The organism is Tenacibaculum sp. 1B UA (genome assembly GCF_033978845.1).
GTDB lineage: Bacteria > Bacteroidota > Bacteroidia > Flavobacteriales > Flavobacteriaceae > Polaribacter.
On record NZ_JAKVUA010000012.1, the window covers coordinates 63,887 to 83,384 of the forward strand.

General features: G+C 29.8%; 16 protein-coding genes. 9 read left to right on the forward strand and 7 right to left on the reverse strand.

Translation table 11 applies throughout. From position 1 onward, the window contains the following. Positions 1-73 precede the first annotated feature (73 nt). The 4 genes from MK851_RS10485 (at position 74) to MK851_RS10500 (ending at position 5,382) form a co-directional block, all read left to right on the forward strand. Positions 74-928 (forward strand): PPK2 family polyphosphate kinase, encoded by an 855-nt coding sequence (locus tag MK851_RS10485; RefSeq protein WP_320243733.1) that lies wholly within the window; start codon positions 74-76, stop codon positions 926-928. Positions 929-995: 67 nt separating this feature from the next. Next, complete coding sequence (locus MK851_RS10490; protein ID WP_303508891.1) at positions 996-1,823, forward strand: 3'-5' exonuclease; 828 nt, start codon at positions 996-998, stop codon at positions 1,821-1,823. A gap of 75 nt (positions 1,824-1,898) precedes the next feature. Beyond that, entirely contained in the window at positions 1,899-2,384 is a 486-nt protein-coding gene (locus MK851_RS10495; protein ID WP_320243736.1) for an ABC transporter ATPase, read from the forward strand. Between the two features lie 73 nt (positions 2,385-2,457). After that, positions 2,458-5,382, forward strand: a complete 2,925-nt coding sequence (locus MK851_RS10500) for a glycoside hydrolase family 3 N-terminal domain-containing protein (protein WP_320243738.1) — start codon at positions 2,458-2,460, stop codon at positions 5,380-5,382. Here MK851_RS10500 and MK851_RS10505 read toward each other — a convergent pair. The 7 genes from MK851_RS10505 to MK851_RS10535 all read right to left on the reverse strand — a co-directional run bounded on the left by MK851_RS10505 (position 5,363) and on the right by MK851_RS10535 (position 12,876). Further along, a complete protein-coding gene (locus tag MK851_RS10505) occupies positions 5,363-6,409 on the reverse strand; it encodes a 1-acyl-sn-glycerol-3-phosphate acyltransferase (RefSeq protein ID WP_320243740.1) in 1,047 nt (348 codons plus the stop codon). The genes MK851_RS10500 and MK851_RS10505 overlap by 20 nt on opposite strands. A 3-nt stretch (positions 6,410-6,412) precedes the next feature. Beyond that, positions 6,413-7,324 (reverse strand): bile acid:sodium symporter family protein, encoded by a 912-nt coding sequence (locus MK851_RS10510; RefSeq protein WP_320243741.1) that lies wholly within the window; start codon positions 7,322-7,324, stop codon positions 6,413-6,415. Continuing rightward, positions 7,308-7,949 (reverse strand): DUF4159 domain-containing protein, encoded by a 642-nt coding sequence (locus MK851_RS10515; RefSeq protein ID WP_320243743.1) that lies wholly within the window; start codon positions 7,947-7,949, stop codon positions 7,308-7,310. The genes MK851_RS10510 and MK851_RS10515 overlap by 17 nt, the downstream gene beginning before the upstream one ends. Positions 7,950-8,467: 518 nt before the next feature. Further along, complete coding sequence (locus tag MK851_RS10520) at positions 8,468-9,538, reverse strand: AraC family transcriptional regulator (protein ID WP_320243745.1); 1,071 nt, start codon at positions 9,536-9,538, stop codon at positions 8,468-8,470. 146 nt (positions 9,539-9,684) lie between these two features. Further along, positions 9,685-10,395 carry a 16S rRNA (uracil(1498)-N(3))-methyltransferase gene (locus MK851_RS10525; protein WP_303508907.1) on the reverse strand — a complete coding sequence of 237 codons (711 nt, stop codon included), beginning with the start codon at positions 10,393-10,395 and terminating at the stop codon, positions 9,685-9,687. After that, positions 10,395-11,513 (reverse strand): GTP cyclohydrolase, encoded by a 1,119-nt coding sequence (locus tag MK851_RS10530; protein WP_303508909.1) that lies wholly within the window; start codon positions 11,511-11,513, stop codon positions 10,395-10,397. Before MK851_RS10530 ends, MK851_RS10525 begins: the two co-directional genes overlap by 1 nt. Before the next feature lie 19 nt (positions 11,514-11,532). Beyond that, on the reverse strand, positions 11,533-12,876 hold the full coding sequence (locus tag MK851_RS10535; protein ID WP_320243748.1) for a transporter: 1,344 nt from the start codon (positions 12,874-12,876) through the stop codon (positions 11,533-11,535). A gap of 141 nt (positions 12,877-13,017) precedes the next feature. Here MK851_RS10535 and MK851_RS10540 point away from each other — a divergent pair, with 141 nt between their 5' ends. From MK851_RS10540 to wecB, 5 genes are all read left to right on the forward strand, one after another. Beyond that, a complete protein-coding gene (locus MK851_RS10540) occupies positions 13,018-13,299 on the forward strand; it encodes a DUF4834 family protein (protein WP_303508915.1) in 282 nt (93 codons plus the stop codon). Between the two features lie 2 nt (positions 13,300-13,301). Beyond that, a complete protein-coding gene (locus MK851_RS10545) occupies positions 13,302-15,713 on the forward strand; it encodes a YfhO family protein (RefSeq protein WP_320243750.1) in 2,412 nt (803 codons plus the stop codon). A 235-nt stretch (positions 15,714-15,948) separates the two neighbouring features. Continuing rightward, positions 15,949-17,133 (forward strand): glycosyltransferase family 4 protein, encoded by a 1,185-nt coding sequence (locus tag MK851_RS10550; RefSeq protein WP_320243752.1) that lies wholly within the window; start codon positions 15,949-15,951, stop codon positions 17,131-17,133. Between the two features lies 1 nt (position 17,134). Then, entirely contained in the window at positions 17,135-18,415 is a 1,281-nt protein-coding gene (locus MK851_RS10555; RefSeq protein ID WP_320243754.1) for a glycosyltransferase, read from the forward strand. Next, on the forward strand, positions 18,412-19,497 hold the full coding sequence (wecB, locus tag MK851_RS10560) for a non-hydrolyzing UDP-N-acetylglucosamine 2-epimerase (RefSeq protein ID WP_320243756.1): 1,086 nt from the start codon (positions 18,412-18,414) through the stop codon (positions 19,495-19,497). The genes MK851_RS10555 and wecB overlap by 4 nt, the downstream gene beginning before the upstream one ends. The last annotated feature ends 1 nt before the right edge of the window (position 19,498 follow it).

Genomic DNA, 19,498 nt, shown 5'->3' on the forward strand with positions numbered 1-19,498 from the left:
ATTTGATAATAACCAAGAAAAAATCAATAGAAGAAGCCTATATTTTTGTACTTTTATGCTATAAAAAAAGCGGATGAACACAAATACCTACATATTTTCTAAAAAAAGAAAGTTAAATGAATTTTCTACTATAGAAGTTGTTGAAAATGCTAAGAAGAAACTAAAAAAAGCAAGAAAAAAAATTAGTGATTTGCAAGACACAATGTATGCAGAAGGTAAGTATAGTGTTTTATTGTGTATACAAGGAATGGATACAGCAGGTAAAGATAGCTTAATTCGCGAAGTTTTTAAAGATGTTAATGCACGTGGAGTAGTAGTACATAGTTTTAAAGTGCCAACAGACTTGGAGTTAAAGCACGATTTTTTATGGCGTCATTATATAGCCTTGCCTGCTAAAGGAAAAATAGGAGTTTTTAATCGTACACATTATGAAAATGTTTTGGTTACAAGAGTGCATCCTGAATATATATTTGCCGAAAATATTCCCACAGTAAATAATCTTGATGATTTAAATGATGAATTTTATCATGGTAGAATGGAACGTATTAATCAGTTTGAGAGGCATATATCTGAAAACGGAACAATTATTTTAAAGTTTTTTTTAAATGTATCTAAAGAAGAACAGAAAAACAGGTTATTACGTAGGTTAAATATTCCTGAAAAGAATTGGAAATTTTCTGCGGGTGATTTAGAAGAACGAAAGTTATGGGATAAATATCAAGAGTGTTACGAAGATATGTTACAGAGAACATCAACAAGTTATGCGCCTTGGTATGTAATACCTGCAGATGATAAACCTACAGCACGTTACATTGTAGCAAAAGCATTAGAAAAAGAATTAGAAAAATATAATTTTAAAGAGCCTACACTGCCAAAGAAAGTGTTAGACCAAATAGATGAATTTAAAAAAGAATTAACGAACGAATAATACATAGAAAAGACAATAATAGATATATGTAAAGTAAATAGAATATTGTCTTTAAGCACTACAAAAAATGAATTTAAATTTAACAAAACCAATAGTATTTTTTGATTTAGAAACCACAGGAATAAACATCGCTAAAGATAGGGTAGTTGAAATATCTATCTTAAAAGTGTTTCCTAATGGAAATAAAGAAAGTAAAACATGGTTGGTAAACCCAGAAATTGAAATACCAAAAGAATCTTCAGAAATTCATGGAATTACTAATGAAAAGGTAGTTACTGAGCCAACCTTTAAAGAGTTAGCACCACAAATAAATGAACTAATTGGAGATGCCGATTTAGCTGGGTTTAATTCAAATCGATTTGATATTCCTTTATTAGCAGAAGAGTTATTACGAGCGGGAATTGATTTTAACATGAATGATCGTAAAGCGGTAGACGTACAAACTATTTTTCATAAAAAAGAGCAACGAACATTAAGTGCAGGGTATCAATTTTACTGTGGAAAAGAGTTAGTAGGAGCGCATGGTGCTGAAGCGGATACGAATGCAACCTATGAAATCTTATTAGCACAGGTTGAAAAATATGAAGATTTAGAAAACTCAGTAGAAGCATTGAGTGAATTTTCAACTCATGGAAAAAGAGCAGATTTTGCAGGGTTTATCTTATTTAATGATAAAGATCAAGAAATCTTTTCTTTTGGAAAATACAAAGGAAGAACTGTTGAAGAGGTATTCAAAGAAAACCCAGGGTATAATACTTGGATTCAAAATGCCGATTTTCCTTTGTACACAAAAAAGGTGTTAAAAAAAATAAAAGAACGAATGTCGGCACCCAAAAATATGATGACCGATGAAGAAAAGTTACAAGCCCTACAACAGAAGTTTAATTTAAGGTAATCTTTTAACATTTATTTTTAATAATTATCTCAGTTGTTTTTTAATTTAGATAGTACGAAAACAAATACAATAAAAATGTTCACAGAATATAAAAAACTACCCCAAAATGCAAGAATTTGGGTGTATCAGTCAGATAGAGAGTTTACACAAGAAGAAATAGAATTTATAAGTGCAAAAGCACTGCTTTTTATTGATAATTGGACACGTCATGGAGACGATTTAAAAGGGTCATTTACTATTAAATATAATCAGTTTTTAATATTGGCAGTAGATGAAGGTTTCAACAATGTTTCAGGTTGTTCAATTGATGCTTCTGTACGTTTTATAAAGGAGTTAGAAAAAGAGTTAGAGCTAGATTTAATGAACAAAATGAATGTTTCTTTTAAAGATGGAGATAACATTAATATTGTTAAACTTCCAGAGTTCCAAAATTTTGTCAAAGAAAAAAAAATAATAGCAGAAACAATCGTGTTTAATAATATGGTAAATACAAAAGAGGATTTTGAAACAAAATGGGAAGTACCAGCAAACCAGAGTTGGCATGCACGATTTTTTGTATAACTATTGATTTTATAAAAAAAGAAAATATTAAAACTTTACAAAAAACTGTAAAGCTTATAAAGAAGTAAGATATATGAAGGGAAAAATAGTTACGTTATTAACGTTTGTTTTTGTACAAATAATTCAAGCCCAGCAAGTAGACCCTTTGTTAGCCAAAGACTCTATAACGCAAAATATATGGGTAGATAGTATTATGAAAAATATGTCTATTGATGAAAAAATAGGACAATTATTTATGATACAAGCATATTCAAATAAAGATAAAAAGCACGAAAATTTTATTTCAAATATGGTAACGAAGTATCATGTAGGAAACATTATTTTTATGCAAGGAACACCCGATAAACAAGTAGTTTTAAATAATAAGTATCAAGAATTAGCAAAGATCCCTTTAATGGTTGGTTTTGATGGTGAATGGGGTTTGGATATGCGTTTAAAAAACACATACCGTTTTCCTTGGAATATGACTTTAGGAGCTATAAAAGACACTTTATTGTTGCAAGAGGTAGGAAAAAGAATTGGAGAGCATTGTAAACGTGTAGGAATTCATATGAATTTTGCTCCAGTAGTAGATGTAAATACTAATCCTAAGAATCCTATCATAGGAAATCGCTCTTTCGGAGAAAGTAAAGAAAATGTTGCCGAAAAAGCTATAGCGTTTACAAAAGGAATGCAAGGAGAAGGTGTATTAGCAAACGCAAAGCACTTTCCAGGGCACGGAGATACCGAAGCAGATTCACATCACACATTACCAACAATTAATTTTGGAGAACAACGATTAGACTCGATAGAGTTGTACCCGTTTAAAAAAATATTTGAAGCAGGAGTAGGGAGTGTTATGACAGCACATTTAAGCATTCCAGCTTTAGAAACCAATCCAAAATTACCATCATCATTATCAAAAAGTGTAGTAACTAATCTATTACAAAATCAGTTAGGCTATAAAGGGTTGGTTGTTACGGATGGTTTAAATATGAAAGGAGCAGCAAACTATTCAACACCTGCAGAAATAGATTTGGCAGCAATTTTGGCGGGAAATGATATATTATTAATTCCTCAAGATGTGCCAGGTTCAATAAGCTTGATAAAAAAAGCAATTGTAGAAGGAAAGCTGTCGGAAGCACGTATAAACAATTCAGTAAAAAAGATTTTAAAAGCAAAATACTTAGTTGGATTAAACAAGTACAAACCTATTGAAACAGAAAATGTTTCTAAAGATATAAATAGTCCTTATGATGAGGTTTTACACCGTAAATTGATAAAGAACTCTATCACGATTTTAAAAAATCAAGAAGCTATTTTACCAATTAAAAACCTTAAAGAAAAGAAAGTGGCTTATGTTTCTCTAGGAAATGATAGTGGGTCAGACTTTTATGAAATGCTAACAAATTATACGAAAGTAGATAAGGTTTCTGATAAACATTTAAGTGTACTAACAAAGAAGCTAGAAAAGTATAACCTTGTAGTTGTAGGGTTTCATAAATCGAATAAGAACCCATGGAAAAGTTACAGGTTTTCTAGTAAAGACCTTACATGGTTGCAAGAAATAGCTAGAAACAATAAAGTTATTTTAAATGTTTTTGCAAGTCCTTATAGTTTACTTCAAGTGCCTTCTTTTACTAACATAGAAGGATTAGTAATGTCGTATCAGAATAGTAAGTTAGCTCAAGAACTTTCTGCACAAGCACTTTTTGGTGCTTTTGACTTAAAAGGGAAGCTACCAGTATCTATAAAAAATGAATTTAAAGTTGGTGATGGATTATTTGTAGAGGGTTTAGATGTGCTGCAGTATACAATCCCTGAAGAAGCAGGAGTTTCATCAGAAAAACTTTCAATTATTGATAAAAGAATTGATACGATTTTACAAGAAAAGATGGCTCCTGGAGGGCAAATCTTAGTAGCCAAAGATGGAAAAGTAATCTACAATAGAAGTTTTGGCTATCATACCTTAGTAAAAAAAAAGCCAGTTAAGAATTCAGATATTTATGATTTAGCTTCTTTAACTAAAATTTTAGCCTCGTTACCTATGATAATGAAAGCTGAGGAGGAGAGAAAAATTAGTTTGTTTTCAAATTTAGGAGATGTATTACCAAGGTATAGTAAATCGAATAAAGATACTTTACTATTAAAAGAATTACTATCCCATTATGGGCGTTTACGAGCTTGGATTCCGTTTTATTTACATACGAAAGATAGTATAACAAGGAAAAACTCTACACAGTTTTATAGAAAAAAACGTACACCAAAGTTTAGTATAAAAGTTGCTAACAACTTATATCTAGCTAAGGAGTATAAAGATTCAATTTATAAGCAAATAGTTGATTCAGAGCAACGAAAAAGAGTGGGGTATAAGTATAGCGATTTAGGGTACTATATTTTTAAAGAAATTATAGAAAGTAAATATAAAAGACCTTTAAATAAACTGGTAGATGAACACTTTTATCAGTCTATTGGAGCAGATAGAATGACTTACTTACCTTTGAATAAATTTACAAAAGATGAAATTGTTCCTACAGAAAGAGATAATTATTACAGGCATCAGTTAGTTCATGGTTATGTTCATGATATGGGAGCAGCAATGCTTGGAGGAGTAGGGGGACATGCAGGTTTATTTGCAAACGCAAATGATGTAGCTAAAATTATGCAAATGTTTTTACAGGATGGTTCTTATGGAGGAAATAAGTATTTAGAGCCTGAAACAGTACATAAGTTTAATAAACGCTATTATGAAAATAAAAGAGTACGAAGAGGATTAGGTTTTGATAAACCACAATTAAACCCTAAAGTGAAGGCTACTTGTGGTTGTGTGTCAGATGTAAGCTTTGGACATAGTGGCTTTACAGGAACTTATACTTGGGCAGACCCAGCAACAGGTGTTGTGTATGTCTTTTTATCAAACAGGATTTATCCAACAATGAGAAACTATGGTTTAGTAAAAAGTAACATACGTACCAAAATTCAGCAAGATATTCAAGATGCTATTTTGATGGTGGAGTAGGTGATAGTTTAGTATATAATAGAATAAGAAAAAGAGAAGCTAAAAAGTATACTAAAGTTAATTTCCAACCAAAATATAAATATATAATCCAGCTTTGGATAGAATAAAAGGAAGGAAATAAAATAGCGTTTACACCAAATCTAAAGGTGTCTATAAACTCTATTTCGTCCACTTTTTTACTTAAAAGCTTCCAAATTAAATACGGAACTAAACTATTTAAAATAATTAATAATAAGAAAGGAAGAGCGTAGTTAATACTACGTTTTTTTTGTGTAAGTGTTTTTTTATTTCTTATATGAGCGTTTATTTGATTGACTTTGGTGAAATCAACTTGAGCATTATTTAAGTTAGATAAAGTAGTTTTATAATCGTCATTTTGTTCTATATGAACACTCAAATTTTCTAACTGATTTGAAACAAGCTCTTTTATGTTCTTTACTGATTGATTTATATTTTGTTCATCATAATAATCATTAGCTAGAATAGGAGAACCGAAATGTATGGCAGTTTTTGAAGGATAGTTAGATACATTTTGATATGTAATTCCTACGGGAACAATATTAATTTTAGTGTCAGGGAAACTATCTAAAGTTTTAAAAATAATTCTTGTAAATCCTTTACTCAAAGGTCTAATAGCTCTGTCTTTTTTATGAGTTCCTTCAGGAAAGATTAGTAAGGTTTTATTTTTTTTTAAAAGTAACTGACATTTGTTAAAAATTTCTTCATTTTTACTAAGTTGTTGTACACCGTCTCTAATACGGTAAATAGGCATCATTCCAAGTAAATTAAAAAACTTAGCTATTGTAGGGTTGTTAAATACAGCTGCACGCACTAAAAAGTTTGTTCTTCTTTTTATATGGGTAGCTATAAGTAAAGGATCAATCAATCCGTTAGGATGATTAGCTGTGAAAATTACAGCTTCTTTTTTTGGTATATGTTCAGATCCAACAATTATTATTTTTTTAGAATAAAAGAATAAGCCGGTTTTTACAAAAAGTTTAAAAAAGTAGTATATCAGTGTTTTCATTTATTATTTATTTCTTCCCCAATAAGTAGCTAACATCATACCTGAAAAAATATCCCAGACGCCCCAAAATGCTGCAAGAAGAGCCATTCCTCCTAAACCGTCAAAAAAGCTAAAAATAAGAAGTAATCCTAAGCCACCGTTTTGGATTCCTGTTTCCATAGAAATGGTTTTACAGTCTTTTTTATTTAACTTAAAAGATTTAGCTGTTATATAACCTATTGCAAACGCATAAATGTTATGAAATATTACGAGAAACAATACTAAATGTATGTAGTTTTTAAAAACATCTGCATTATCATACAGAGCTATTACAATTAATAAAAGAAAAAATAAAATAGAAAATGGACGTAAGATTTTATTTATTTTTTTAGCCATTTCATGATGATAATGATTAACCAACATTCCTAGTACTATTGGAATTCCTAAAATGAGAAGTACTAATTTAAAAAGTTTAAAAGGGTTTAAAGAAACACTTTTAATAATTTCGTTTGTAGGTTCATATAAACTTCCCCATAATTGCAAATTTAAAGGAGTCATAATTAAACAAATTAGAGTTGAAAAAGCTGTTAAACTTACCGATAGCGCAGCATTACCTTTTGCCATTTTACTAAAAAAGTTAGAAACATTTCCTCCTGGACAAGCAGCAATCATCATCATGCCTAAAGCAAAACTAGGGTAAGGGTTAATAATGTTAATAAGTATAAAGGTTAAAAGAGGAAGTAAAATAAACTGAGATAAAAGTCCAACAAATAAAATTTTAGGTTTTTTAATAAGCCTTTTAAAGTCATCTATTTTAATGTCTAGCGCAATACCAAACATAATTATAGCAAGGGCAATGTTAAGCATCCACAAGGCCTCAGTATCAAAATTAATTTTGATACTGTCAATTTGGAAAGTATTAATGTTTAAAAGCATATTCTATTATATTAGCACCCATTTGTAATGCTTTTAGTCTAGTTTTTTTAGGATTGTTGTGTACAGCAGTATCCTCCCATCCATCACTTAAATCACTTTCGTAATCATAAAAAACCACGAGCCTTCCTTCGTAAAATAAACCAAAGCCTTGAGGAGGTTTTTTATCGTGTTCGTGAATTTTTGGTAATCCTTTAGGAAAGGAAAAAGCTTGATGATAAATAGGATGATTGTTTGGTATTTCTTGAAGCTGTAGTTCAGGGAAAACTTTTTTTAGTTCTCTTCGGACGTACTTGTCAAGACCATAATTATCAGATATATGTAAAAAACCTCCAGAAATAAGGTAGTTTCTTAGTGTTAAAATTTCATCGTTTGTAAATAAAATATTACCATGCCCAGTAATGAAAACAATTGGGTAGTTAAGAATTGACTCATCATCAAGCGTAATACTTTGTATGTTTTTGTTAATCTGAGTTTTCGTGTTCTGGTTGGCAAACTTTACAAGGTTAGGTAAAGCCGTAGGATTAGCATACCAATCACCACCACCTTTATATTGTATAATTGCTATTTCTTGAGAAAAAGTATTGAGATTTAGTAGAAAGAAAAAAAACAGGGTGAGGTTCTTCATTAATTAACTTAAATTTAAAAGCAATATAGTAAAAACAATAATAAAAAACACCAACAAACTTGTTGGTGTTTTTTCCCTTAAAAAAATAAATTAAGCTTTATTCCGAAAATTCCCCAATTTTTTAGAAAAGCATTTTTATTTATGTGATAAATGTATTGTATGCTTTTATATACCCAGTTCAATTACATCTAAAAAGGTGTTTTAAAACTAATTTTTTGTAAAAAGCATAGTTAGTGAAAATTATATATAGGTTGTGTTAGGCTTATGAAAAGTAAAAAACACCAATATTAATATTGGTGTTTTTAATAGCTATAGCTTTTCCTTTTTCGTATTGAGAATAAGTACTCTCAATAATTTTCTAGAAATCTTAATTATCAATTGAAAACCCCTTCAACTATTTTCAATTATTAATTTTTTAATTTCAACAAGTAAATATACTTTGGAATGAGGAGATAGGGGTTCGGAAACATCCATTTTGGACGTTTTCGAACTGTCTTTTTGTAAAATAAAAGTAAATTTTAACTTAAAATAGCTAATGATGAGTTTTTAAACTCTACAGGAGTGTGTCCTGTATGTTTTTTAAAGACAGTATAAAATGTAGATTTAGAATTAAAACCAGACTCTAAGCCTATAGAAGTTATTGTATAATTAGTATAGTCTGGATCTAATAAAAGAGTTTTAGCTAAATCAATTCTCATTTCGTTTAAATAATCGGTAAAAGATTTTCTAGCAATATTGTTTATAATAAGAGAAAGTGTACTAGAGCTTAGTTCTGTATCTTCAGATAGGTCTTGTAGTGTGTATTTGTTTAATAAGTATTTCTTTTTAGATCTAATAAACTTATCTATTTCTATAAATTGTTCTTTTTGTCTTTCAACTTGGTTTTCAGAGAAGTTTTTTTCGATATTTAAATTAATTGTATCAATACTAAAATCACCGTTTAAATCAATTAGAAGAGATTCTCTAATTCTCTTACGTTCTTTTAATAGACGGATTTGTTTTAGTCCCTGATAACCTAACCAATAAATTAATATAGTAGTATAAACTCTTAAAGGGTAGTAAGAAAATAAAAAACCAGTAAAATTCATTTTTACTTTAATAAATAAAGCTAAAATCCAAAGAGCATATCCTATAGAAGTTAATATAAAGAATGTATAAATCCATCTAAGATTGTCAAAGGATAGAATTTTAGGAAACAGTTTTTCTTTTTTATATAATATGTAAAAAGAGTACATAAAAATACTTAATGAAGTAGCTAAACTAAAAATTTCTTCTATAGAAGTGTATCGTTCGTAAATAAAATTTAAATATTCTCTAGAAGCTGAATCACTATAATAAAGAACAAAACTAATTTGACTTGCAACTAGAATTAAGAAAAGTGGAATAATTATTTTTAATATTTTATAGGATCTCTTAGCAATATTTAAATAATGAATTAAAAACATATATAAAAAGGGCATCGCTAAAAAGTGCCAAGGCACTTGTACATAGTCTAGGGCAAACTTATGTTGAAATAATTCTCTTTCTAAAGCCCAAGATTGTATGTTGTTTAATGAGATAGCTAATATTAAAAGGTTTAAATATATCATACTTTTTTCTCGTCCATTTTTTGAACAGAAAAGTATAATACTAAAAGCGAAACCGTGAACGGCACTAATTAACAAAAAGAGATTAAAAAAATCTGCTGTAGTCAAAATAAAAAACTTTAAGAGCAGCTAAATATACAAAAAATGAATTATTGATGTAAGTAAGCTATACTCTGTACTACATTTAAACCAGCAGTTTCAGTTCTGAGTCTATTTTCTCCTAAAGAAATAGGAATGAATTCTTTGTTTAAAGACTGCTGAATTTCATCGAGTGAAAAATCTCCTTCGGGACCAATGAGAATTGTGTATTTTGATTTAGGAGAAGCAATATTTTTTAAAAACTTCTTTTCAATACTTTTTTCACAATGTGCTATGAAAACTTCTTCTGAAAAATCATTCTTTATAAAATCAGAAAAATTTATTGGAGGGTTAAGTTTAGGTAATGTAAATTGTAGTGATTGTTTCATTGCAGATTGTATAACTCTTTGTAAACGATCAATTTTTACAACTTTTCTTTCAGAGTTTTTACAAATAATAGGGGTTATTTCATCAATACCTATTTCTGTAGCTTTTTCTAAAAACCACTCTAAACGATCGTTATTTTTTGTTGGTGCTATGGCTACGTGTAAATAATAATCTCTAGTATGAGTTCTTTTTTCAGACTTAATAATTTTAGCAACACATTTTTTGTCATTTCCAATAATTACTTCGGCAAAGAAAAGAATTCCACCTCCGTTAGTAATGTGTAATATATCTCCTTCCTTTTTTCGTAAAACACGAATTATATGGCGACTTTCATCTTTATTGAAAGTAATTTCTTTTGAAGTGATTAATAAATTTGGATTATAAAAAAGCTGCATTATAAATCGAGTTTGTATGTTCTCCTTCTTTTATGAATTTTTGGGTCAAAATCTTTCCAGATTTGATGGATTGCTTGGTTTTCTTCAAGCTCTGGGGTTCTAATACAGTTTTGAATTCCTCTAGCTGAGAATACAGGGTGGAATTGTTCAAATATAATAGCTGTTACTCCTTTATTTTGATATTCAGGGTCAACGCCAATTAAATAAAAAGTAACATCTTTAGAGTTTTTTCTTGCATTCAACAAGTGGAAAATTCCAAAAGGAAAAAGTTTTCCTTTAGCTTTTTGCAAAGCTTTAGAAAAAGAAGGCATCACAATAGCAAAAGCTACTAGTTTATGATTTTCGTCAACAACAAATTTTATATACTCAGGGTTTATAAAGCTTATATATTTCTTTTTAAAATAAGCTATCTGAGCATTTGATATGGGGACATAAGTTGATAGTTTAGAGTAAGTTTTACTAAACAAGTCAAACATTTCGTCAACATAAGGCATAATCTTATCTGTGGACGTAAAGTTCAAAGGAGTTAAGTTATATCTTCTTTGAATAATATTGCTTGCCTTTCTATATTTTTTAATATCAACATTACTAAAAGAGAATATACTTTCAATATATTCTTTTTCTTTAGTAAAGCCTAATTGCTCCAAATGTTTAGCGTAGTATGGGTGATTGTACCAGGTAATCATTGTTCCCATATAATCAAACCCCTTAATAAGAACACCAGTTTTATCTAGGTTGTTAAAACCAACAGGACCTTCTATATATTTTAAGTTGTTTTCGCGCCCTATTTCTGCAACTTTATTTAACAAGGCTTTAGATACTTCTATATCATCAATAATATCAAACCAACCAAAACGTATTTTTTTTATATGTTGTTTTTCTACTTCATAAGAATTTATAATAGCTACAATTCTACCAACTATTTCATTGTCTTTTAAGGCTAAGAAAAAGCGAGCATTGGCATATTCAAAAACAGGGTTTTTATTTTTGTCAAAACTTTCTATTTCATCCTTAATAATAGGAGGAACCCAATACTTATTATTTTTATAAAGAGAAAAAGGAAACTTAACAAATTGTTTCATTCCCTTTTTGGTTGTTATTTCTTTAATTTGAATCATTTTGCAAATTTAAGGACTTTTAATTATCCTCCTTTTCTTTTTCCTTTTCTTTCTCTTGTTGCTCTTCTTTTTTGATTTCTTCTTCTAATTTTTTTATCTCTTTTTCAAGTTTTAAACGCTCCTTTTCTTTACGCTTGGCTTCTTTTTCTTCCTCTTTTTTAATCTTCTTTTCAAGCTTTAAGCGTTCTTTTTCTTTACGTTTAGCTTCTTTTTCGGCATTCTTTTTAGCTTTTTTAGCAGCCTTTTTTTCTTCTTTGGCTGTTTTTTTCTTTTGTTTTTTGTCTTCTTTAATAATCATGTCAACTAAAGACCCTTGACGTTCTCTTTTAGGTTTTTCATTTAAAAGCTCACCATCGCTAGATTCTGTATCCAGATCAACTTTTCGTTTTTCCTTTTTAGAGAATAATTTACCTGCTTTACTAAACATTCGACCAAAGAAATTTTTATTCTCGTCATATTTAACAGGCTTTTCTTTTTCAATTTTGTTTCCAAATTCATCTATTTCAACAAAATCGTCTTTATGTCTATTAATTCTATAGGATACACCTAAGGAGCTATAAATTCCAATTTCATCTTGTTGTAAGTTAGCTCTTAATGATGCGTTAAATTGTAAGTTTTCACTAAAAAGATAGGCAGCACCAGCCCCTATATTAGTTTTTTTCTCATATTCTTCAAAAATGCCTTGTATTTCAGCAAAACCAGACCAGTAGTCATTAAAATTGTAGGTACCAGTTACAATATAGGAAAGTTGAGAAAAGTCAGTACCAATATAATCATAATGAAGATTGGTAACAACATTTAATTTGTCTGAAAATTCATTTTGAAGTAAAATACCGACTTTAGGGCTAAAACCACCTCTTTCGTGATAATCAGTTAAAAAACTACCAACATTTATACCTGCTGAAATACCAATGTGTGGTATCCATCGCTTCCAGTCAAAAGAGTGTCTAGCTTTCCAGCTTCTTATTTCTTTACTTTTATCATCATATTTAGGAGCATAAATCATGTATTTTGCACCTAAACTGAATTGACTCAATCCTGTTTTATTATATGATGATTCAAAAATATTTTTAAAAGCTATTTTATCTCTTTGTAAAGAAGTATTTACATTAAACTCTAGTTTTTCAGAAAAAAAACTAGTTCTAAAAAATAGGTTTAAACCTAAAGCTTCTGGATTGCTAAAAGTTGGCGTAGCATTCATTTTTCTATAAAACAGACTTGTTTCAAACTGATAAACACCCGAACCAACACTGTATGGACTCTCAGAAAAACCTGGTCTATTTGAATTTATAACAGGTGTATACTGCGCGTTAGCAGTTAAAATAGAACAAAAAACAAAAAGGATAAGAAGTTTCTTAATCATATATAATAAATCCAAATTTTTGGGTTGTACAAACATACGTAAAAATACAATTACCTATATAATATAAGTTTTGTAAACTCTTAACGCTTCCTTTTGCTTCAAATTGTTATTTTTGATTGATTTTTTTATTTTAAGAAAAAGATGACATATTTAAATGAAGCTGGACCTGTGAATTTTTTAAAGACCATATTAATTATTCTGTTAGTTTATTACGTTATAAAGTTTTTAGCGAAACTTTTTGCACCATACCTAATAAAAAAAGCAGTAGACAAAGTACAAAAGAAAGCTGAGCAACAGTATAGAAACCAACAACAAGCATCTGATGTTGAAGTAGGGAAAACTGTTATTGATAAAAAGCCAAATAATTCGAAAGAAAGTAATAATTCTGTTGGCGAGTACGTTGACTATGAAGAAATAGACTAACCATGAACTTAAAGAAATTTTTACCGTTTGCAATAGCAATTATTGTTTTTGCAATAGCATCTGTATTGTATTTTAATCCGGTTTTAAGCGGAAAACAAATTAAACAAAGTGACATTACCCAATTTATAGGAATGTCAAAAGATGTAAAAGAGTATAGAGCAGAAAAAGGAGAAGAGCCTTATTGGTTAGATAATGCTTTTAGTGGAATGCCAGCATATCAGGTAAGTGCTTATTATCCGAATGATTTTGTACGTTATATTGATAGGGTTATTCGGTTTTTACCTAGACCTGCAGATTATCTTTTCTTATACTTTTTAAGTTTTTTTGTACTGTTAACAGCTTTAAAAGTAGATTGGAAGCTAGCTATTTTAGGTAGTTTATCCTTTGGGTTTTCTACCTATTTGATAATTATTTTTGGAGCAGGACACAATGCGAAAGCACATGCTATAGGTTATATGCCAATGGTGATTGCAGGAGTTATTTATATTTTCAGAAAACGTTACCTATTAGGGTTTGTTCTAACAGCTTTGGCAATGGCTTTAGAGATTTACTCTAATCACCCGCAAATGACTTATTATTTAGGGTTTTGTTTGTTGATTTTGGTAATTGTTGAATGTGTTGAAGCTTTCAAATCGAGAACATTACCTGTGTTCCTTAAACAATCAGCTATTTTGGTTGCAGCAATGTTAATTGGTGTTGGAGCTAATTCTACCAGACTGTTAGCAATGAAAGAATATGCAGATTATAGTACGAGAGGTAAATCGGAGTTAACAATTACTCCTGATGGGATGCCTAAAGAAAAATCTTCTGGATTAGATAAGGAGTATATAACTGAATATAGCTATGGAATAGCCGAAACATTTAACTTGATGATTCCTCGTTTTATGGGTGGAGGGACTGTTGAAGAGTTAGGAGAGGATTCAAACTTTTATCAAGTTTTAGAGCAAAATGCGGGTAGAAGTGTCGCAAAAGACTATTCTAGTCAAGTGTTAACCTATTGGGGAAAGCAACCTATTGTTGAAGCCCCAGCTTATATTGGTGCGATAGTTTTTTTCTTATTCTTTTTAGGAGTTTTCCTAGTAAAAGGACGATTAAAATATTGGTTGGTTGCAGCTACTATTTTTTCCATCGTATTAAGTTGGGGAAAAAATTTCTCTATAATAACGAACTTCTTTATCGACTATGTTCCGTTGTATAATAAGTTTAGAGCGGTTTCGTCTATTCAGGTAATTGCAGAACTATGTGTTCCATTGTTAGGGATTCTGGCATTAAAAGAATTTTTCTCTTCAAAAAATTCTTCCGAAGAAAAAGAAAATGCACTAAAGAAAGCTTTTTACATTATTGGAGGTATTTCTTTATTATTCGTACTGTTTGGTTCTAGTTTATTTGCTTTTGAAGGATTACGAGATGCGCAGTATATGGGAATTGAAAAGCAGTTACCAGGGATAATTGACGCTTTAATTACAGATAGAAAATCAATGTTGTTTAACGATAGTTTACGTTCTCTTTTATTGGTTTTAGCTGTTGCAGGAATGTTGTGGTTTTATTTGAAAGGAAAATTGAAGCAAGTATCTGTGTTAATGGTATTGGGAGGATTGATAATTTTTGATTTAGTCTCTATAGATACTAATTATGTTAACAAGGAAGATTTCACTTCAGCTAGAAGAGTGCAAAAACCATTTACAGCAACAAAGGCTGATGTAGAAATTTTAAAGGATAAAGGATATTACAGAGTTGTTAATTTTAGCGTAAGTCCTATGCAAGATGGTAGAACTTCTTATTTCCACAATTCGATAGGAGGGTATCATGCTGCCAAAATGAAACGTTATCAAGAGTTGTTTGATTATCAAATAGCTAAAAATAACATGGAAGTACTAAATATGTTAAACACCAAGTACTTTATTATTAGTGATGAGCAGTTTCAGGAAAATCCCGAAGCTAATGGAAATGCATGGTTTGTAACTTCTTTAAAAGAAGTTGATTCTGCAAATGAAGAAATTATAGCATTAGATAGCCTGAGAACAAAAACGGAAGCAGTTATAAACTCAAAGGAGTTTAAAGTAGGAGTTGATGCGTTTGAAAAAGATTCAACAGCTACTATTTCTATAAAAAAGAAAGATCTTACTGAATTGGTGTATGAATCAAATACAAGTTCAAATCAATTTGCTGTATTTTCAGAAATATATTATAAAGATGGATGGAAAGCTTATATTGATGGAGAGAATGTTCCGTATTATAGAGTAAATTATATATTAAGAGGACTCAATGTTCCTGTAGGTAAACACACCATAACTTTTAAATATGAGCCTGCAATAATTAAAACAGGAAGTTTGGTGTCGCTACTTTGCTATGGTTTATTAGTTTTAGTGCCCTTAGGTTGGTTAGCAGTATCGCAAAAAAATAAAAATAGTTAGGGTAGTTAGTTATCAAGATTTTTTATAAGCTGAAGGTGTTATACTTTTTGCAAAGCGTCAATATAAAAGTTTTTTATAAATGACTGTAACTATACTTTTGTAGGAGAGTAAATAGCTGATGTTTGTTGTAAAGAAGGATAAACAAAGGTTATGAAAAGATAAAAAAAAGAGACCTTCGATTCTCTTTTTTTGTTTAAGATATATTGAGTTACATTTGTTGTTATATAAGCAGTGTATGAGAATAGGAATGATTTTGGATAAGGTTTTTCCACCCGATCCACGTGTAGAAAATGAAGCAATAGAGTTAATAAAATCGGGACATGAGGTTTTTTTATTTTGTTTAAATTATAAAGATGAACCTTCACAAGAGATTATTAACACAATAAATATAAAACGATATAAATCAAATAAAATAGAATATAAATTATCAGCATTAGCTTACACTTTTCCTTTTTATTCTTTATTAATGAAAAGAAAGCTTACATGTTTTTTATATAAAAATACCATTGAAGCTATACATATTCATGATATTAGAATAGCTGAAGCAGCTTTTTTAGCGAATAAAAAGTTTCAGTTACCAATTGTTTTAGATTTACACGATAACATGCCAGAGGTAATGAAGTTTTATCCGCATTTACAAAAGTTTCCTGGAAAATACTTGATTTCTCCAAAAAGATGGAAAAAGAAAGAAGAAGAATTTATAAAAAGAGCAGACAAAGTTATAACAGTATCGCAAGAGTTTATCAATGAAGTAATTCAAAGAACAAAAGTACCGGAAGAAAAAGTTGTTTTAGTACCAAATACAATTAGAAAGTCGTTTTATGAATCGTATAAACTTGAAAACAAAATAATCAAAAAGTTTAAAGATAATTTTGTAATTCTTTATTTAGGAGATACACATTTAAGAAGAGGATTGTTAACAGCTATAACCTCTGTAAGCAAACTTAAAAATATAATTCCTACAATAAAGTTAGTAATAGTAGGAAAAAATACAACAGATATTAAACTAAAGAAAAAAGTTACAGAATTACAAATAGAAAAATATGTTAGTTTTGAAGGTTGGCAAAACGTTTTATTATTTCCTTCTTATATTAAAGCTAGCAGTATTTGTATATCGCCACTACACAGAAACATACAGCACGATGTTGCCTATGCTAATAAATTGTTTCAATACATGAGTTTAGAAAAACCTTTGTTGGTAAGTAATGCAATTGCACAAAAAAAATTAATAGAAAAGATAAAAGCAGGACTAGTGCATGAGGAAAAAAATGTAGAAGATTTTAGTAAGAAAGTTTTAACCTTATATAATGATGCAACTCTTAGAGATAAACTAGGAAAAAATGGAGCAACTTTTGTTAGAAATCAGTTTACTTGGGATAAGACATCAGAAGAGTTAATAAACACATATAACAATTTGTAGTTTGAGAGCACTTATAATAACATATTATTGGGTGCCTGCAGGAGGCTCTGGGGTACAACGCTGGTTGAAATTTGTAAAGTACTTACGTGATTTTGGCATAGAACCAGTCATTTATACAGTAGATGGAGCAAATTACCCAATTATAGATACTTCTTTAGAAAAAGATATACCTGAAGGTATAGAGGTGGTTAAAAGTACTATACGAGAACCTAACAATATTTTTTCAATTTTAAAAAAAAGTGAGACAAAAACAAGTGCTGGTTTTTTAGATCTTAACCCGAGTTTAATAGGTCAGGTAATGCAATATGTTCGAGCTAATTATTTCATTCCTGATGCAAGAAAATTTTGGGTAAAACCTTCAGTTAATAAGCTGAAAAAATATTTAAAAGAAAATACTATTGATGCTATTATAACTACCGGACCACCACATAGCTTACACTTAATCGGGTTACAGCTTAAAAAAGAACTAGGATTGAAGTGGATTGCAGATTTTCGTGATCCTTGGACAGATATTGATTATTTTCATCAACTACCTCTAACGGAAAAGGCTAAAGCTAAACATCATCAGTTAGAGCAAGAAGTACTAAGGTATGCTAACGCAAGTTTGGTGGTAGGGGAGACAATGAAAAAGAACTATCAAAAATTTTCAAAGAATATTCACGTTATAACTAATGGCTTTGACTCTGAAGAGAATAATAAAGAGAATGTTATTCTTGATGAAAAGTTTTCAATAACACATATAGGTTTGATGAATGCTGATAGAAATCCAAAAATTTTATGGAGAGCATTGTCAGAATTATGTAAAGAGGATAAAGAGTTTACAGAAGACTTAGAAATTAAACTAATAGGAAAAGTAGCAGAAGAAGTTGAAAAAGCTTTGGGAGTATACGAGTTTAAAAATATTACAAAAATTGCATATGTTCCGCATAAAGAAGTACAACAACACCAAAAAACTTCGCAAGTTTTGTTGTTAGCTGTAAATAAAGTACCAAGTGCTAAGGGAATTATAACAGGTAAAATTTTTGAATATTTACAGGCAAAACGCCCTATCTTAGCGGTAGGTCCAGAAGATGGTGATTTAGCAGAAATCCTTGTTAAAACTAACTCAGGAACTATTGTTGATTTTGATGATGTAGTAAAAATAAAAAAAGAAATTAAGCTTCTTTATAATCAGTATAAGAAAGGAGTTTTAGAGGTTAATTCTAAAAATATAGAGCACTATCATCGAAAAAAGTTAACAGAAAAATTATCTATTATATTAAAACAAGTCGTTAATTCTTGAAAAAAATAGTAACCATATTAGGAGCACGTCCACAGTTTATAAAAGGAGCTGTATTAAGTAGAGTGATTCAGAAACACAATGAGGTAGAAGAAATAATAGTACATACAGGTCAGCATTTTGATACTAACATGAGTGCTGTTTTTTTTGAAGAAATGCAAATCCCCAAGCCTAAGTATAATTTAAATATTAACGGGTTAAATCATGGAGCGATGACGGGGCAAATGCTAGAGAAAATTGAAGAGATTTTACTAGTAGAAAACCCGGATGTCGTTGTTGTATATGGAGATACAAATTCGACGTTGGCAGGTACTTTGGCCGCCAAAAAACTTCATATAAAAGTAGTACATGTTGAAGCTGGCTTACGTTCATTTAATATGCAAATGCCAGAAGAAATAAACCGTATTTTAACAGATAGGATAGCAAATTTATTAAGTTGTCCAACAGAAATAGCAGTATCAAATTTAAAAAATGAAGGATTTGATAGCTTTGATATTTTGATAGAAAAACATGGTGATATAATGAAAGATGCTGTGGAGTTTTATAGTAAGGTGTCAGAGGAGAAATCAACTATTATAAAAGATTTAGGTTTGATTAAAAACGAATTTGTGTTAGCAACAATTCATCGTCAAGAAAACACTGATTATAAGGAGAAGTTAACTAGTATTTTTGATGCTCTTGAAAAAATTAGTACTTCAAAAAAAGTGGTATTACCACTACATCCTAGAACAAAAAAAACGCTAGAAAAGTACAAGTTAAAGCCCAATATAACTTTTATAGAACCTGTAGGTTACTTTTCTATGTTAGAACTGTTAAAAAACTGCGCTCTTGTTGTAACTGATAGTGGAGGATTGCAAAAAGAGGCTTTCTTTAATAAGAAATTTTGCGTAATAGTAAGAGAAGAAACAGAATGGAAAGAATTAGTGGATAACGGTTATGCTGCTATAACAGGGGCTAATTCAGAAAAAATAGAAACTCATTTTCAACAGTTCTTAGCCCTGTCAAAAGACTTTAAAGAGTCACTGTATGGAGATAATGTAGGAGAAAAAATATATAAATCAATACTAAAATTAATAAAAGAATAAA

Excerpts from the sequence above, each read along its gene's own strand:
- MK851_RS10500 (WP_320243738.1), top strand. The coding sequence starts at position 2,458 with ATGAAGGGAAAAATAGTTACGTTATTAACGTTTGTTTTTGTACAAATA.
- MK851_RS10515 (WP_320243743.1), bottom strand. The coding sequence starts at position 7,949 with ATGAAGAACCTCACCCTGTTTTTTTTCTTTCTACTAAATCTCAATACT.
- MK851_RS10510 (WP_320243741.1), bottom strand. The coding sequence starts at position 7,324 with ATGCTTTTAAACATTAATACTTTCCAAATTGACAGTATCAAAATTAAT.
- MK851_RS10485 (WP_320243733.1), top strand. The coding sequence starts at position 74 with ATGAACACAAATACCTACATATTTTCTAAAAAAAGAAAGTTAAATGAA.
- MK851_RS10525 (WP_303508907.1), bottom strand. The coding sequence starts at position 10,395 with ATGCAGCTTTTTTATAATCCAAATTTATTAATCACTTCAAAAGAAATT.
- MK851_RS10490 (WP_303508891.1), top strand. The coding sequence starts at position 996 with ATGAATTTAAATTTAACAAAACCAATAGTATTTTTTGATTTAGAAACC.
- MK851_RS10545 (WP_320243750.1), top strand. The coding sequence starts at position 13,302 with ATGAACTTAAAGAAATTTTTACCGTTTGCAATAGCAATTATTGTTTTT.
- MK851_RS10520 (WP_320243745.1), bottom strand. The coding sequence starts at position 9,538 with ATGATATATTTAAACCTTTTAATATTAGCTATCTCATTAAACAACATA.
- MK851_RS10550 (WP_320243752.1), top strand. The coding sequence starts at position 15,949 with ATGAGAATAGGAATGATTTTGGATAAGGTTTTTCCACCCGATCCACGT.
- MK851_RS10505 (WP_320243740.1), bottom strand. The coding sequence starts at position 6,409 with ATGAAAACACTGATATACTACTTTTTTAAACTTTTTGTAAAAACCGGC.
- MK851_RS10495 (WP_320243736.1), top strand. The coding sequence starts at position 1,899 with ATGTTCACAGAATATAAAAAACTACCCCAAAATGCAAGAATTTGGGTG.
- MK851_RS10540 (WP_303508915.1), top strand. The coding sequence starts at position 13,018 with ATGACATATTTAAATGAAGCTGGACCTGTGAATTTTTTAAAGACCATA.
- MK851_RS10535 (WP_320243748.1), bottom strand. The coding sequence starts at position 12,876 with ATGATTAAGAAACTTCTTATCCTTTTTGTTTTTTGTTCTATTTTAACT.
- MK851_RS10530 (WP_303508909.1), bottom strand. The coding sequence starts at position 11,513 with ATGATTCAAATTAAAGAAATAACAACCAAAAAGGGAATGAAACAATTT.